This is a genomic window from Muriicola sp., from assembly GCF_049669965.1.
Lineage (GTDB): Bacteria > Bacteroidota > Bacteroidia > Flavobacteriales > Flavobacteriaceae > Muriicola.
Genome location: NZ_JBATLB010000029.1, coordinates 1 through 15,260, shown reverse-complemented (window position 1 = coordinate 15,260; position 15,260 = coordinate 1). Strand labels below are relative to the sequence as shown.

17 protein-coding genes are annotated in these 15,260 nt (G+C 40.9%); 14 read left to right on the top strand and 3 right to left on the bottom strand.

Annotation, left to right across the window (positions count from 1 at the left end):
- Positions 1–693: N-acetylmuramoyl-L-alanine amidase-like domain-containing protein (locus WBM49_RS01950; protein WP_424370380.1), on the top strand; the 693-nt coding region annotated here is incomplete at its 5' end.
- Between the two features lie 40 nt (positions 694–733).
- On the opposite strand, the gene WBM49_RS01945 is transcribed toward WBM49_RS01950, so the two are convergent.
- Both WBM49_RS01945 and WBM49_RS01940 read right to left on the bottom strand, forming a co-directional pair.
- Positions 734–1,111: a VOC family protein gene (locus tag WBM49_RS01945; protein ID WP_424370379.1), complete on the bottom strand. Its 378-nt coding sequence runs from the start codon at positions 1,109–1,111 to the stop codon at positions 734–736.
- Positions 1,112–1,208: 97 nt separating this feature from the next.
- Positions 1,209–2,096 carry a helix-turn-helix transcriptional regulator gene (locus WBM49_RS01940; protein WP_424370378.1) on the bottom strand — a complete coding sequence of 296 codons (888 nt, stop codon included), beginning with the start codon at positions 2,094–2,096 and terminating at the stop codon, positions 1,209–1,211.
- A 201-nt stretch (positions 2,097–2,297) separates the two neighbouring features.
- Between WBM49_RS01940 and hemA the strand changes: the two genes are divergently transcribed.
- The 10 genes from hemA to WBM49_RS01890 all read left to right on the top strand — a co-directional run bounded on the left by hemA (position 2,298) and on the right by WBM49_RS01890 (position 11,274).
- Positions 2,298–3,554 (top strand): glutamyl-tRNA reductase, encoded by a 1,257-nt coding sequence (gene hemA, locus WBM49_RS01935; RefSeq protein WP_424370377.1) that lies wholly within the window; start codon positions 2,298–2,300, stop codon positions 3,552–3,554.
- Positions 3,551–4,465: a hydroxymethylbilane synthase gene (gene hemC / locus WBM49_RS01930; RefSeq protein WP_424370376.1), complete on the top strand. Its 915-nt coding sequence runs from the start codon at positions 3,551–3,553 to the stop codon at positions 4,463–4,465. Before hemA ends, hemC begins: the two co-directional genes overlap by 4 nt.
- Entirely contained in the window at positions 4,462–5,145 is a 684-nt protein-coding gene (locus WBM49_RS01925) for a uroporphyrinogen-III synthase (RefSeq protein WP_424370375.1), read from the top strand. The genes hemC and WBM49_RS01925 overlap by 4 nt, the downstream gene beginning before the upstream one ends.
- A 2-nt stretch (positions 5,146–5,147) precedes the next feature.
- Entirely contained in the window at positions 5,148–6,176 is a 1,029-nt protein-coding gene (gene hemE / locus WBM49_RS01920) for a uroporphyrinogen decarboxylase (RefSeq protein ID WP_424370374.1), read from the top strand.
- Positions 6,176–6,673, top strand: a complete 498-nt coding sequence (locus WBM49_RS01915) for a DUF6973 domain-containing protein (protein WP_424370373.1) — start codon at positions 6,176–6,178, stop codon at positions 6,671–6,673. Before hemE ends, WBM49_RS01915 begins: the two co-directional genes overlap by 1 nt.
- Positions 6,673–7,581, top strand: coding sequence for an oxygen-dependent coproporphyrinogen oxidase (gene hemF / locus WBM49_RS01910; protein WP_424370372.1), 909 nt, complete (start codon positions 6,673–6,675; stop codon positions 7,579–7,581). The genes WBM49_RS01915 and hemF overlap by 1 nt, the downstream gene beginning before the upstream one ends.
- 12 nt (positions 7,582–7,593) lie before the next feature.
- Complete coding sequence (locus WBM49_RS01905; RefSeq protein ID WP_424370371.1) at positions 7,594–8,385, top strand: PhzF family phenazine biosynthesis protein; 792 nt, start codon at positions 7,594–7,596, stop codon at positions 8,383–8,385.
- A 42-nt stretch (positions 8,386–8,427) separates the two neighbouring features.
- Positions 8,428–9,417: a porphobilinogen synthase gene (gene hemB / locus WBM49_RS01900; RefSeq protein WP_424370370.1), complete on the top strand. Its 990-nt coding sequence runs from the start codon at positions 8,428–8,430 to the stop codon at positions 9,415–9,417.
- 23 nt (positions 9,418–9,440) lie between these two features.
- A complete protein-coding gene (locus tag WBM49_RS01895) occupies positions 9,441–10,715 on the top strand; it encodes a serine hydrolase domain-containing protein (RefSeq protein ID WP_424370369.1) in 1,275 nt (424 codons plus the stop codon).
- Between the two features lie 79 nt (positions 10,716–10,794).
- Positions 10,795–11,274, top strand: coding sequence for a methylated-DNA--[protein]-cysteine S-methyltransferase (locus WBM49_RS01890; RefSeq protein ID WP_424370368.1), 480 nt, complete (start codon positions 10,795–10,797; stop codon positions 11,272–11,274).
- 156 nt (positions 11,275–11,430) lie between these two features.
- On the opposite strand, the gene WBM49_RS01885 is transcribed toward WBM49_RS01890, so the two are convergent.
- On the bottom strand, positions 11,431–12,549 hold the full coding sequence (locus WBM49_RS01885) for a hypothetical protein (protein WP_424370367.1): 1,119 nt from the start codon (positions 12,547–12,549) through the stop codon (positions 11,431–11,433).
- A gap of 176 nt (positions 12,550–12,725) precedes the next feature.
- Here WBM49_RS01885 and WBM49_RS01880 point away from each other — a divergent pair, with 176 nt between their 5' ends.
- The 3 genes from WBM49_RS01880 to WBM49_RS01870 all read left to right on the top strand — a co-directional run bounded on the left by WBM49_RS01880 (position 12,726) and on the right by WBM49_RS01870 (position 15,044).
- Entirely contained in the window at positions 12,726–13,439 is a 714-nt protein-coding gene (locus WBM49_RS01880) for a 3'-5' exonuclease (protein WP_424370366.1), read from the top strand.
- 193 nt (positions 13,440–13,632) lie between these two features.
- A complete protein-coding gene (locus WBM49_RS01875) occupies positions 13,633–14,112 on the top strand; it encodes a hypothetical protein (RefSeq protein ID WP_424370365.1) in 480 nt (159 codons plus the stop codon).
- 215 nt (positions 14,113–14,327) lie between these two features.
- Entirely contained in the window at positions 14,328–15,044 is a 717-nt protein-coding gene (locus tag WBM49_RS01870; RefSeq protein ID WP_424370364.1) for a hypothetical protein, read from the top strand.
- The last annotated feature ends 216 nt before the right edge of the window (positions 15,045–15,260 follow it).

The window sequence follows — 15,260 nt, the reverse complement described above, 5'->3', positions numbered from 1 at the left end:
GAACTGGTGGCCATAGGAAAGACATTTCTTGGCACCCCTTATGTGGCCAAAACCCTGGAAGTAGGACAAGAAGAATCTCTGGTCATTACCCTGGAAGGGTTAGACTGCACTACCTATGTAGAAAATGTGCTGGCCTTTGCACTGGTAAAACAACAGCAAGACCCCAGTTTTAATTCCTTTGTAAAATGGCTCGAAAAAATAAGATACCGCGATGGAAAACTAAATGGCTATGCTTCCAGGCTACATTATTTCACAGAATGGATCTCCGACAATGAAGAAAAGGGTCTGGTGCAAAATATCACGGCCTCCCTTGGTGGCGAAGAAGTAGATAAAACGTTGAATTTTATGAGTGCCCACAGGGATTTATACCCTTATTTGGCCGATGACAACTCTTTTGAACAGATCCTGGAAACCGAGAAAAAACTGAAGCAACAGCCTTTATGCGTTGTCTCCCAGGATATGTTAGCCAAGAATGAAGATGTTCTTCAGTCTGGCGATATTATTGCGTTGGCAACTTCTATCGATGGCCTGGACGTGACACATACAGGTTTTGCCATCAGGACCACCGATGGGCGTATACACCTCCTCCACGCCTCTTCCTCAGGAGCCGTAGAGATCTCCGAACTTCCGTTGGTAGATTATCTTAAAAAAATCAAGAACAATACCGGAGTTATCGTTGCCAGACCCTTGTAAAGCGTGCATTTATACAAATGCCCGATTCAAATCTAAAGACTTAAACGATCCTCCAGGGCGGATTTTTCCTGTTGTTTCCGGCGTAGTAAAGAATTAACTGGTTTTGATCCGGGTCCTTTAACCTGGCTTCTCTCCAGATCCATCGTTTTTCATTTGGCAACTCCTCAAAAGAAATCCCTTTCTCAATCAATTCGGCCACATAGGCATCCAGATGCTGGCATTCAAAATAGACGATTATGCCATTTCCTTTGGGTAAATTATCTACTTTGTGAATGGAAAAGGTAGCATCGCCCTCGGGACACTCAAACCTGGCGTAATTCGGGACCGCTTTTATAATAAGCCGTAATCCTATTTTTTTATAGAACCCAATAGACCTGATCAGGTCCTGGGTTGGGACGGTCACTTGGTTTAGGTTCATACCTGTTATGTTTATGTTGACTGTCTTTTAAATATCGACAATTTAGATCACATACGAAAATTGTTTATCGTTTTGAGACTGCCGCTCAATGAAATCGCTATTGGGTCTGCGACATCAGATATTTCTTTGGGGTGGTCCCGTACTTCTTTTTAAAGGCGGCAATAAAATGGCTGGAAGTGCTGTAGCCCACTTTGAGTCCCACTTCATTTACATTGTATTGATTGGATTCGAGCATTTTTCTGGCATACTCCATTTTATAATCGAACAAAAAACTGTAAACCGAATCGCCGTATATCTGCTTAAAACCCTCTTTCAATTTTTTTAAGCTGAGGCCTATTTCCTCTGCCAATTCCTTCAAAGTAGGCGGTTCTGCCATACGTTGCAATACAATGTCCTTTGCCTTTCTAATGCGTTTTACATTCTCCTCGTCTACCAGAAAAGGGCATTGTTCAAAAGTAGTTGTATTTGTCTTGTTAAAGTAAAGGGCGATCAGTTCATAGATCTTTCCTTTTACATACAGATCTAAAATAGTTGGGTGAACGTTGTAGTTCATAAGCTGACTTAAAACTACCGCAATGGGTGGAGTAATCAGTTCCTGGGTGTAGTATTTCTTGTCTTCAAACTCCTTGCTAAGAAATGGAATATGTTCCGCTTGTTGTGAGAATAAGGAGTGAAACTTTTGTATACTCATAACCAGTGATACCATCCAGGTATTTGGATAAACTTCTGCATTGAGTGGCAGATCTACCTTCGTATTATACAGCAATAAGGACTGCTCCTCTGGCACGTCGAGTGCATACGTCCCCTGGTTAAAGACAAACTTGGCCCTTCCTTTCATACAAAAATGGAACTGCAGAAAAGAACGATCTATCTTGCGGGTAAACTGTTGAATTTGAGCGGTTTCATTCTGAAATTTGAGCACCAAAAAACCGGGTTCTACATAGATCTCCTGTAAGGAACCTTCAGCGTTATTTTTATCAATCATAAGTCGATTTTTTAATCTATTTATTTAGAACAATTCTAAATAATATATATTTTGCATGATAGTGTCTTCATCAAAAATAGGCGATTTCAAAGCTTTTATATTAAATACACCATCAAAAAAACTTATAACGATACTTTAAGTACCGCTAGCGTTATTTTTGATTAGAACTTGGGTTTATTTTTGTCCTGCAGAAGATCCCAGATGAAGAACTACCATATTTCGAGGCATAATTCGTTTTATACCGTTGGACTGAGCTATTTAAAAGCTGATGCCGATTTGAGAGGAAAATTTAGTTTGAACGAACAAGCTGAAAAGGCTATTCTTAAACAAGCTAAAGAAGTGGGCATAGACGGGCTTTTGATCACTGCAACCTGCAACCGCACTGAACTACATGGTTTTGCTCAACATCCTTTTCAATTGATAAAACTTCTCTGCGACTACTCTAGCGGCAGTGTTGAAGAATTTCAGGAAGTTGGTTATGTATACAAGAATTACGAGGCCATTGATCATCTCTTTCGCGTAGGAACAGGGCTCGATAGCCAGATCCTCGGCGATTTTGAGATCATAAGTCAGATAAAAAAAGGATTTGCACGCTCTAAAAAAAGTGGTCTGGCCAATCCATTTCTGGAAAGACTTTGTAATACCATTCTTCAGGCAAGTAAACGGATAAAGAACGAGACGGAACTATCCAGCGGGGCCACTTCCGTCGCATTTGCCTCCGTTCAATATATCATGCAAGAAGTTCCGGATATCTCAGAAAAGAATATCTTACTTTTCGGAACCGGCAAGATTGGAAGAAACACTTGTGAAAACCTCTTGAAACACACCAAAAACTCTGATATCACTTTAATTAACAGAACCAGAGACAAGGCACAAAAAATTGGAGGTAAATTCAATCTGCTTGTCAAAGACTACGGGGAACTTCAAACGGAGATCAGACAGGCAGATGTTCTGGTGGTGGCTACGGGTTCACAATCGCCAACCGTTTCCAAAGCGCTCCTCCATCTTAAAAAGCCTTTACTTATCCTGGATCTGTCTATTCCCAAGAATGTGGCAGATGATGTAACCGATCTTCCCGGAGTCTCACTGGTGCATTTAGATCATCTTTCTCAACGAACAGACGAAACCCTGGAACGAAGAAAACAAGATATTCCACAGGCAGAAAAGATCATAGAGGAGGTTAGGCGCGAATTTATTCAATGGCTGGAAACAAGAAAGTTTGCCCCGGTGATCAAGGCTTTGAAAAAGAAGTTAAAGACCATGAAAGAAGAGGAGATCAACTTTCAGTCAAAAAAATTATCCCATTTTAATTCGGAACAGGCGGACATCATTACGGATGGCATCATACAGAAAATCACCAAACAATTTGCCAATCATTTAAAGGATACGGAGGTTGATGCCGAAGACAGTCTGGAGCTTATTCAACGGATTTTTCAATTAGAAGTTGAATCGCCATGAGCAAAATCATCCGGATAGGAACACGCGATAGCGAATTGGCCCTATGGCAGGCAAACACCGTAAAAAACAAACTGGAAGCCGCCGGGCATAACTGCCAGCTCGTTCCTGTGAAAGCTACTGGTGACCTCCTTCTCGATAAACCCCTTTATGAATTAGGCATCACCGGGATTTTTACCAAAACCCTGGATATTGCCTTGCTCAACGATGAGATAGATGTGGCCGTTCATTCGATGAAAGACGTACCCACCCTCCTTCCCAAAGGGGTTGTACAGGCCGCAGTACTTAAAAGAGGGAATCCTAAAGACATCCTGGTTCATAAAGGACTGAATTTTTTAAACGAAGAAGGAATAGTGGCCACAGGCAGTCTGCGAAGGAAGGCACAATGGCTCCATAGATATCCCCTCCATGAGATCACGGATCTGCGGGGCAACGTTAACACCCGTCTAGAAAAATTGAGAAGCAATTCCTGGAATGCAGCCATCTTCGCTGCGGCAGGCTTAGAGCGTATTGGTATCCTTCCTGAAAATCACACCGTTTTGGAATGGATGATCCCGGCACCTGCACAAGGAGCAATGATGGTGGTGGTCCTGGATAAAAATGAATACAGCAAAAAGGCACTCGCCACCCTGAACCATGCAGACACTGAAAAATGCACCCGAGTGGAACGCGATTTTCTGCGAACACTGGAAGGGGGATGCACCGCGCCTATAGGTGCCCTGGCTGCTCTACGGGGCAATAAGCTTTATTTTAGGGGTATTTTGTTATCTCTGGATGGACAAGAAAAATACGAGGTCAGTAAAGAAACACTGGTAGATGAACTAGACGGGTTTGGCCATGGCTGTGCCCGCGAAGTATTACAACAAGGGGGCAAAGAACTTATGGCCACCATAAAAGCGCAGTTGCAAAAATGACACCCGTAGTACTCTCAACCAAATTATTAAACAAGGACCAAAAAAGCTGCTTGCAAGAAGCGGAATTCTATCTGGAAGAATACAATGCCATCACCATTGATCTTTTAGATTTTACACTTCCGCAGGGTTTTGATCATTATATTTTTACCTCCAAGAACGGGGTAAGAAGCTATCTGCAACACCTGAAGGTGAACGCCTTACCACATGATCCCGAAAAACGTTGCTTTTGTGTGGGTCAAAAAACAAAATCAATTTTAGAAGAAAATGGACTAAAAGTGGTAAAAATGGCTGAAAATGCTTTAGAATTGGCCAATTTTATTACAAAACATCATCAAAACGATGAATTTCTGATCTTTACAGGAAATAGAAACCGGCCAGACCTGCCAAATACCTTTAGAAGAGAAACCATCCATTTTGAGGAGGTAGAAGTATACCATACCAGTCTTGTTCCCCGCAAATTAGAAAAGGGCTTTGCAGCCATCCTTTTTTACAGTCCCAGCGGGGTTGAAAGTTTCACCCGGAAAAACATGATAGGAAACACCCCCGTCTTTTGTATAGGGGAAACCACTGCTAAGGAGGCCAGAAAACACTGTGAGCATGTAGTGGTTGCAGAATACCCCACCGTAGATAGTACCATACAGACACTTATATATACCTTACCTACATTATTAAAACAATGAGCATGGCATTAAAGAACGATCTATTTTTAAAAGCTCTTAAAGGAGAGACCGTAGAAAGACCCCCGGTTTGGATGATGCGGCAGGCAGGTAGGTACCTGCCCGAATTTATGGAACTCAAAAGGAAGTACGACTTTTTTACCCGCTGCCAGACCCCAGAACTGGCCTCGGAGATCACCGTGCAGCCAATCAGAAGATTTGGGATGGATGCGGCTATTTTATTTAGTGATATCCTCGTTATTCCTCAGGCTATGCAAATAGAAGTTGAGATGAAGCCCAATTTTGGGCCTTATCTACCACACCCTATAAGATCCCAGAAAGATCTGGACAGGGTTATAGTTCCCGATGTTCAGGAAAGCCTTGGTTATGTCCTGGATGCCATTAAAATGACCAAGGAAAAGCTTCAAAATGAAGTTCCGTTAATAGGTTTTGCCGGTTCTCCATGGACCATTCTCTGCTATTGTGTACAGGGCCAGGGAAGTAAAACCTTTGACAAAGCCAAAGAATTCTGTTTTACCCAACCTTTGGTAGCACACGGACTCTTACAAAAGATCACCGACACCACTATTGCCTATTTAAAGGCGAAAGTAGTGGCCGGAGTAGATGCCGTACAGGTATTCGATTCCTGGGGCGGCATGTTGTCTCCGGAAGATTACAATGAATTCTCCTGGCCCTATATTCAACAGATCGTAGACGCTTTAAAAGATAAAGCGCCGGTTATTGTTTTTGGAAAAGGATGCTGGTTTGCCTTAAAGACCATGTCACAATCCGGGGCAGCTGCTCTGGGGGTAGACTGGACCTGCTCGGCACAAAATGCCCGCTATCTCAGTGGGGGTAAGATCACCTTACAGGGTAATTTTGATCCAACACGCTTGTTTTCACCCCCAGCCGATATTAAGAAAATGGTTGGCAAAATGATACGAGAATTTGGAAAGGACAGATACATCGTAAATTTAGGCCATGGTATTTTGCCGACGGTTCCTTTGGAAAACGCTAAAGCATTTATTGATGCGGTTAAGTCATATTCGGACTAATGAATTTATGGTATCTGCTTAAAAGAGCCAATTTGAAACAGCTTTGGGAATTACTGACCCTAAGCCTGGGAAATATCAGATTACTTTGGCCAACCTATAAGGCCACCAAAAAGGCCGTAAAGTATTCCAATGAACTTTATGGGGCTCAGCACCACAAGAATACCCCTGCCAATGCCTTTAGGCATGCCATATGGAATTGGCTGATCGCAAAAGAATGCAGAAAGTGCCAAAAAAACAGTAAAAAGGTTTTAAAATGGACCGAAAGGATTACAGGAATGCATGAAAAGATTTTACCCGGAGATGCCCTTTCCAATGCTATGGACATACATAATAATGCAGTGGGTAGATCGGTCTTTTTTAAGTTTGATGAACACGATCCGGAAAAAGCACTGACCATCTTACGCAAAATGACAAATCAATCTAAAAAAGTAAATTCACTTGATGATTTAAAACTATACTCAGAAGTTCAACTGGTACATTTAATTGATCCACACTAATGAAAGAAAAATTCTATGCCTATATAGTTGCCCTGCAGAACACCATCACATCACAATTAGAGCTTGTTGATGGGAAGGCCGGCTTCCGGGAAGATCTTTGGCAGCGGCCCGAGGGAGGTGGGGGCCAAACTCGTGTTATTGAAAATGGAAATGTCTTTGAAAAAGGTGGGGTCAATATATCTGCCGTTCACGGGGCACTTCCAAAAAGTATGCAAGCCTATTTTGGGGTACAGGAAGCAGATTTTTATGCCTGTGGACTTAGTCTGGTGCTGCATCCTGTCAATCCTTTTGTTCCTACCGTGCACGCCAATTGGCGGTATTTTGAAATGTATGACAAACAGGGAAACATTGTGGATCAATGGTTTGGAGGTGGGCAAGACCTTACCCCTTACTATTTATTTGAAGAAGACGCCCGGCATTTTCACACTATTTGTAAACAAGCCTGTGACAAACACCATCCGGATTTTTATGCAACCTATAAAACCAGGTGCGATGAGTATTTTTATAACACCCACCGCCAGGAAGCCCGTGGGATTGGTGGTCTCTTTTTTGATTATTGTAAAGCTACCGACGAGATGAGCATGGAGCAATGGTATAGTTTTGTGACTGAAGTTGGCAATTCATTCATACACTCTTATGTACCCATTCTGGAAAGAAGAAAAGGACTGTCTTATACACCGGAACAAAGAACCTGGCAGGAAATCAGACGCGGCCGTTATGTAGAGTTTAATCTGGTGCACGATAAAGGCACTTTGTTTGGGTTAAAAACGAATGGCCGTATTGAAAGCATCTTAATGAGCTTGCCCCCTGCTGTACAATGGAAATACGATCATCACCCTGCAGAAGGCAGTGAAGAGGCACGTTTGCTACAAGTACTAAGAGACCCAAAAGACTGGATCGTCTCTTAATATCAACCTATTATGAAAACACAGAAGATATATCAGATAGATGCCTTTGCAGATGTCTTGTTCCAGGGAAATCCGGCAGCGGTTTGTGTATTAGCGTCCTGGTTGCCAGAAGATGTTATGCAAAAGATCGCCATGGAAAACAACCTTGCCGAAACTGCTTTTGTAGTCCCGGAGGGAGCGCAATACCACATTCGGTGGTTTACCCCGGAATTGGAAGTAGATCTCTGCGGTCATGCCACCCTGGCAAGTGCCTATGTGCTTTTCCATAACTATTCACATCCTGCAGATACCATCCATTTTTTTTCGCATAGAAGTGGGGAACTAATCGTTCAAAGAGAAAAATCAGGATATATTACCCTCAATTTTCCTACAGATACACTAAAAGAAGTGCCAACCAGCCAGAAGATGGCAGAGGCCCTTGGAAAAACTCCTCTAAAAACCTTTAAAGGCAAAACAGATTATTTACTGATCTACGAAAGTGAGGACATCATTCGCAGCCTTAAACCTAACTTTTTTTTGTTAGATGAGGTAGAAGCAAGAGGCGTGATCGTCACTTCCCCCGGGATAGAGGTAGATATGGTTTCCCGCTTCTTTGCTCCCCGATGTGGGATCAATGAAGACCCGGTTACCGGCTCTGCACATACAAGTCTTACCCCCTATTGGTCAAAAAGACTGGGCAAAACGGAGCTGGTTGCCAAACAATTATCTGCCAGAGGAGGTACTATTCATTGCACCTATCTGGGAGATCGGGTTCTTATTTCCGGAAAGGCCGTACCTTATCTAAGCGGCGAAATTATCCTGTAGAAACCGATCAAATCGCTTAACTTTAATAATAAATAAAACTCCATGTATCCACTTAGAAGAAATCGAATCCTTAGAAATAGTAATGCCATTAGACATTTGGTTCGTGAGACCATTATAACCCCTAGTGATTTTTTGGTTCCCCTCTTCGTTGTGGAAGGAAATGGCGTAAAAGACGAAATACCCTCTATGCCCAATTATTTCAGATTGAGCCTGGATAATTTAGCGAAAGAAGTGAAAGAGCTTTGGAATATGGGGCTTTGTGCCGTACTTCTTTTTGTAAAGGTCCCGGATAATTTAAAAGATAATACAGGGTCTGAGGCTTTAAATGAACATGGATTAATGCAACGGGCCATTAAGACCGTAAAGGATGCCTGTCCGGATATGCTGGTAATGACCGATGTTGCGCTCGATCCGTATTCCACCTTCGGACATGACGGAATTGTTTCAAACGGTATTATATTAAATGATGCCACCAACGAAATTTTAGCAGAAATGAGTGTCTCCCATGCCAAAGCAGGGGCAGATTTTGTGGCACCCAGTGATATGATGGATGGGAGGATCATGATTATCAGGGAAGCTTTGGAAGACGAAGAACTTACCACAACCGGCATCATGAGTTATGGAGCAAAATATGCCAGCGCGTTTTATGGTCCTTTTAGGGATGCCCTGGATTCTGCTCCATCAACTAGCGGTGATGCCCCAAAAGACAAACAAACCTATCAGATGGATCCTGCCAACAGATTCGAGGCTGTCAAAGAGGCGGAAATGGATGTGGAAGAAGGCGCCGACATTATTATGGTAAAACCTGGCATTTGTTATCTGGACATTGTTCGAGAAATTAAAAATGCGGTAGACGTGCCAGTCGCCGTATATCAGGTCTCAGGGGAATATGCCATGTTAAAAGCAGCAGCAGAAAGAGGATGGCTAGATCACGATGCCGTGATGATGGAACAATTGATCGCTATTAAAAGAGCTGGTGCCAACATTATTGCCTCCTATTTTGCAAAAGATGCCGTGGCACTAATGGGCTAAGAATTCCTGAAAATACGCAGTACATGATTTCTAGAAATGATATTCTATTTATTATACTTTTTGGTATATTAACAATTAGTTACAGTCAATCTCCAAAAATAGCTGCGAAAAATAATCTTTATTCCAGGGTAGATTCAATTATAACAAATGGTATAATAAATGAGGCCTTCCCCGGTGCCCAGCTACTTGTTGCCGAAAAAGGAGTCATTATTTTCCACAAAACCTACGGTTTCCATACCTATGACAGCCTGCAACCGGTAAAGAAGAACGATCTGTACGATCTGGCCTCTCTCACGAAGATCTTAGGACCTTTACCCTTGCTAATGAAATTATATGAGGAGGGATCTATTGATCTGGATGCCCCTTTTAGCATCTACTGGAAGTCCTGGCAAGGCAGTAAGGACAAAAAGGATCTTACACTGCGCGAGATCCTGGCTCACCAGGCAGGTTTAACCCCCTATATTGTCTTTTTAAAAAAAGTATTGCATAATGACAAACTCAGATTCAGGTTTCTGCGTCATTCACCTTCAAAAAAATTTAAAAAACAGGCTTTTCAGAATCTGTATGTGGCAGATAGGTTTCAGAAGATTATGAACAGGGAGATCCGTCATTCAAAAGTAGACGATTTAAAGACTTACAAATATTCCGGTTTGGCCTTTCTTATTTTTCCTGAACTTATTGAGCAACTAAGTGGGCATTCCTTTTCCTATAACCTGACAAAAGAATTTATTTTTCCTCTGGAGATTCCCAGTCTGGGTTATCTTCCCCGGCAAAAAAACTTTCCAAATGCTATCGTTCCTACAGAATATGACGATCAGTATAGAAAAGCATTGGTACAGGGATGGGTGCATGATGAAAATGCCTCGCTCTTGGGAGGAATTTCCGGGAATGCCGGACTCTTTGGCACGGCGCACGATCTTTTTCGCTATATGCAATTCTATCAAAATTATGGGATCCTTGATGGGCAGCGACTCTTAGAGGAAGAAACCGTAAAAGAATTTACCAGGGTGCAGTTTCCGGAAAATGAAAACAGAAGAGGCCTTGGTTTTGACAAGCCTTTGTTGGACAATGCCAGCAAGCCCCTGGAAGACGCCTACCCCGCTCCCTCCGCCAGTCCTGAAAGCTTTGGGCATAGCGGTTTTACCGGTACTTTCGTATGGGCCGACCCCAAAAACCAATTGGTATTTATATTTTTATCCAATCGTGTATTTCCTATCCGTGAACACAGACAACTTTACGATTTAAAAATAAGAACAAGGCTGCATCAATTATTTTATGATCAGTTAGATAAGTCTTAGATCTGACTTCCCTTTTTCATATCTTCGAAGAGGGTATCCTTTTTAACCGACTAAAGGTCTTCCCTATTTACGTAGACATATGGAAACGGCATTTTTACATACTCCTCTGGGAATCGCAAAAATTGAAGGTGATACCCATGGTATTTCTTCTATCAGCATTCTAGATGAAGCTCCGGAAAGATCATCAGACATTCCGGAAGAACTAGAGGATGCCGTCTATCAACTAAAGGAATATTTTGAAGGAAGCAGGCAGGAATTCGATTTGGAATTAAATCCGCAAGGAACAGAATTTCAACGTAAAGTTTGGGAGGCGTTAAGAACTATTCCTTTTGGGCAACAGATCTCCTACCTGGATTTATCTAAAAGATTAGGGGATGTAAAAGCCATAAGAGCGGTTGCAGCAGCCAATGGGAAAAATCCTATTTGGATTGTTATTCCCTGTCACAGGGTTCTTGGAAGTAACGGGGATCTGGTAGGCTATGCAGGCGGATTACACCGTAAAAAATGGTTGTTGAACCATGAGAGTCCGGCAAAACAAGTCTCCTTGTTCCCAAATTAACAAACCAGCCGGTTTGTACTCTTTAATTCTAAGCGAGTTTAAGATCAATCGTAACCACTTGTCTGGCTATTCCTGCGTTTACTCCTACTACGGTCTTTTCCCTGATAAAATCTATTTCTACAGTACCAACCAGGTGGTCTGTTTGGTTCTAATTGTCTATTTTATAAAATAAGTGGGGGCAAATGGTACTTCTATACGCTCTAACAAGGTCCCGGTTTTGGAGATGACAAGCACTCCGCCAACTATCTCAGGAGAAATATTGGCATTGGCATAGCCCACTAAAAAGATCTCAGATTCTTCAATATATCGCATGTCAGTAAGGGCAATTGTAAACCCCGTTTCTGTTTCGGCCGCTTGTACGATACTGAGTATGTCAATAACGAAATCTGTATTGCTCTCGAAATTGAAGTAAGCAGGCCCAAAGGTGATAGGTGCGGGTTGTGCCAGTGAATTGGAATAAAAGAGGGTGTTGCCGTACACTGCGCCTTGCAAAGGCCCCGGAGGCAAGAACTTATTGAACATAAAGAAGCTCTCTCTTTGTAGTTGCAGGGTCTCGATGTCGTAGACCTGATACGCAAAATTAGAATTCCCCGTCCCTATCACTACTCCTATATTCCCATCCTCATCTATAAGCACACTAGGGACTGCCTCCCCATACTCTAAAGTTGCCAAAATAGAGCGTGTTTCGGTATTAAAAATGGCAATCTTATAAGCTCCTGCAGCATCTCTATAGGTCATTAAGATCCGTTGTCGGAAATACAGGGGTTCATAGGCTTGTTGAATATTGATGTCTATGGCCAGATCCGTAAAGCTACCATCGTCAGGATCCAGGGTTCTGATCCCGTAATTCCTACTTCCTTTGGGACTGTAGTATCCCAAAAATACAAGGTCTTCGGAATTAGTCCCCCAGGTAATAGATCGTTCTTCGGTTACTGTATAAAAATCTGCATAGGTATTTGTTCCCCCATTTAGGATATTTTGCTGAAGAAGAGAAAAACTTCCGGAATTAAAGCTGTAAAATGAGAGTACTTCCCCAACCTGTCGGAGCGTAAGGTAGAAATTATCCAGGCCAAGGGTCTGGGTAAGATTTATTTGTATGCCACTTTCCTTAGATCCATTATAGCTATATTGAAATATATTCTGCGCATCTTCCCCTATCATTCTAAAATTGGGGATAGAGGTTGATTCGTTAATAACAACCGGACCATCATCCTTGGAGCAAGATACAAGCAGGGCCAGTGATAGGCACAGGCCAAGTATTTTATAAAATTTCATGCAAGTTTTTTATTAAAAATAAGCATTCTCAAATTAAGGAGTAGAAACCGAAGCATAGTTTCATTTTTAATAAGTCTCTTTGTAGTGATATCTATTGAGAAATTGAAAGACTACAATTCTATGTATCTTTAAATTAAACGCATCCATCACAACGCAGGTCCTTACACAGTACTCTTATGCTTCAAAAAATAGATCTGGAACATATTCTTTTCCTGGACATTGAAACTGTCCCGGAGAAAAAGGAATATTCGGAATTAGACGAGACCACAAAACTCTTATGGGATCATAAATCCAGGTATAGGAGAAATGAAGACACCAGTGCGGAAGAGTACTATGAAAATGCCGGGATCTGGGCGGAGTTTGGAAAGATCATCTGTATTTCTGTCGGGTATTTTCATTACAAAGGCAGTGAAAGACAATTTCGGGTAACCTCATTTCATGGCGTAGAGAACAAACTGTTAAAAGATTTCAGAAATCTCCTGGAGACTCATTTTAAACACCCGAAATACCTTTTGTGTGCCCATAACGGGAAAGAGTTTGATTTTCCGTATATCGCACGCCGAATGATCATTCAAGGCATAGCCATCCCTGCCAAGCTACATCTCTTTGGGAAGAAGCCCTGGGAGGTACCTCATTTAGACACTATGGATCTCTGGAAGTTTGGCGATTACAAGCATTATACCTCCCTTAAACTAATGGCCAACATCTTAGGAATCCCTTCCCCAAAAGAAGATATTGATGGGAGTATGGTGCGGAAAGTATACTACGAGGATCACGATCTGGAGCGGATCGTTAATTATTGCGAAAGGGATGTGATCACCGTAGCCCAGGTCTTTCTAAGGCTACGGAATGACGCGTTATTGCCTGAAGACCAAATCTTGCATATTTAGAAGTATTCTTCCAGCCAGCTTGTGATGTCCGTTTCATAAAGTATACTATGCTAGCAATCTATCTGAATTAGGTTCTTGACTTTACGGGCCTTGTTCTTATAAACCTTAATTGTGCTATCTTAGATTATATAGTGATATATAGTTCAGAACTATATCCCATTGTTGTAAAACATTTTGACCAAACCTAAGCAAAGTGAAATCAAAAATTAAAATATCTATTCTGATTCTGACCTGTTTTACTTTAATCGGTTGTCCACCAGGACATTTTCACGAATACAATTATATTGGAACTGAGCTTCCTTACGATAGACTTGCCTACACTCGAATAGAATTTAATGAACAAACTGATTTGTATATAAAAACTGGATACTATTATGAGTTCATTGACGAAAAAGAAAACGGATTAGCAACTATAATAAAAGTAAACCCTGAATTTAACTTGAAAAAAGACAATGTTGTGAAAGAAGTGAAATCAACGCTTTTCGGAAAATTGAATAGAATGGAAAAATTACCTTATACAACTCGTGTATATGATACAATAAACACACTTATGTATAATTTGACTTTTGAAAAACGCAACGAAGGAAAAACTCTGAAAAAAATAAAAAAAGATACAATTTCAATCGAATTGACAAACGGAAAGAAATTACTATTTGTTAGAGAAAATGAATAAAAACCGTTTTACAACACTGTATAAAATTAAATGCTTGTGCAAATTTACTTACGAATCCCGATAGCTATCGGGACTTTCGGATTTCCTATTCGGTTGTATTTGCTAAATTAGGTGCTTAAAACACGCAAGAAACCATATACAAGAACGTTGTGCTTCATTATCAGAAACCGCTACCAATGATAAAATTCTTCAGAAAAATTCGTCAAAATCTGCTTATGGAGAAAAACCCAACCTCGGCTAAAGCTACGGCTGGCTCGAAAACAGCAAAGTATTTAAAATATGCCATTGGAGAAATAGTTCTTGTTATGATTGGTATCCTTTTGGCACTACAAGTCAACAACTGGAATAATAATAGAGCAGAAAGAAAATTAGAAAGTGATATCCTAAATGAGATTTTATTAAATCTGGACACAGATATAAAAAACATAGAAATAAAACAAAAAGAAAACGACAGTTATATTGAATACAATAGTCGAGTAATTGAGCATTTAAAAAATAAAACACCCTTAACAGACTCTCTGAGATACGATTATGCAAACCTCTACGGCCATGGTAATTTCCAGCCCATTAAAGTTGGCTACGAAAACTTAAAATCAAGAGGATTAAATCTTGTCAAGAATCAAACTCTAAGAAAAAAAATTTCGGAATTGTATGAATACAAATATTATTACATGGTTGATAATGTTAGACAAGCCATAATAAATGTTCAAAGACAGCACGCAGATGAAGTTATGGAGAAATTTAATGTTGAAGAACCCTATGTCTCTGCAGAACCCATTAACTTGTTCAATCTTCAAAACGACATAAAATTTCAAACTGTAACGAAATCGATAATTTTTGCACGACAATGGACCAATTATAGATTTGAAGAAGGAAAGCAAGAAATTATTGAAGTAAAAGAAGCTTTAGAAAATGAACTGGGTAAAAATTAATAATTGTTTTAAACGTCTTGAAAAAATAAATCAAAAAGTTTAAATAACGAAAGCACAACACCGTGTATAATTCATAGTGTTTAATGATGGTTAGGGGAATTCTGCCGAATTCCCGCAATCTTCGTCCCTTTTTGCTAACTTAGTTCCTCAACACTACAAATCATACACGAACACGTTAGCAGCCATAGTGTTTTATTAAAACCTACTCTTACGGAG

What these genes read in the sequence shown, in the direction of transcription:
- WBM49_RS01870 (WP_424370364.1), top strand. Translation starts at nt 14,328, where the DNA reads ATGGAGAAAAACCCAACCTCGGCTAAAGCTACGGCTGGCTCGAAAACA.
- WBM49_RS01885 (WP_424370367.1), bottom strand. Translation starts at nt 12,549, where the DNA reads ATGAAATTTTATAAAATACTTGGCCTGTGCCTATCACTGGCCCTGCTT.
- hemC (WP_424370376.1), top strand. Translation starts at nt 3,551, where the DNA reads ATGAGCAAAATCATCCGGATAGGAACACGCGATAGCGAATTGGCCCTA.
- hemA (WP_424370377.1), top strand. Translation starts at nt 2,298, where the DNA reads ATGAAGAACTACCATATTTCGAGGCATAATTCGTTTTATACCGTTGGA.
- WBM49_RS01895 (WP_424370369.1), top strand. Translation starts at nt 9,441, where the DNA reads ATGATTTCTAGAAATGATATTCTATTTATTATACTTTTTGGTATATTA.
- hemB (WP_424370370.1), top strand. Translation starts at nt 8,428, where the DNA reads ATGTATCCACTTAGAAGAAATCGAATCCTTAGAAATAGTAATGCCATT.
- WBM49_RS01945 (WP_424370379.1), bottom strand. Translation starts at nt 1,111, where the DNA reads ATGAACCTAAACCAAGTGACCGTCCCAACCCAGGACCTGATCAGGTCT.
- WBM49_RS01880 (WP_424370366.1), top strand. Translation starts at nt 12,726, where the DNA reads ATGCTTCAAAAAATAGATCTGGAACATATTCTTTTCCTGGACATTGAA.
- WBM49_RS01915 (WP_424370373.1), top strand. Translation starts at nt 6,176, where the DNA reads ATGAATTTATGGTATCTGCTTAAAAGAGCCAATTTGAAACAGCTTTGG.
- hemF (WP_424370372.1), top strand. Translation starts at nt 6,673, where the DNA reads ATGAAAGAAAAATTCTATGCCTATATAGTTGCCCTGCAGAACACCATC.
- WBM49_RS01940 (WP_424370378.1), bottom strand. Translation starts at nt 2,096, where the DNA reads ATGATTGATAAAAATAACGCTGAAGGTTCCTTACAGGAGATCTATGTA.
- WBM49_RS01925 (WP_424370375.1), top strand. Translation starts at nt 4,462, where the DNA reads ATGACACCCGTAGTACTCTCAACCAAATTATTAAACAAGGACCAAAAA.
- WBM49_RS01905 (WP_424370371.1), top strand. Translation starts at nt 7,594, where the DNA reads ATGAAAACACAGAAGATATATCAGATAGATGCCTTTGCAGATGTCTTG.
- WBM49_RS01890 (WP_424370368.1), top strand. Translation starts at nt 10,795, where the DNA reads ATGGAAACGGCATTTTTACATACTCCTCTGGGAATCGCAAAAATTGAA.
- hemE (WP_424370374.1), top strand. Translation starts at nt 5,148, where the DNA reads ATGGCATTAAAGAACGATCTATTTTTAAAAGCTCTTAAAGGAGAGACC.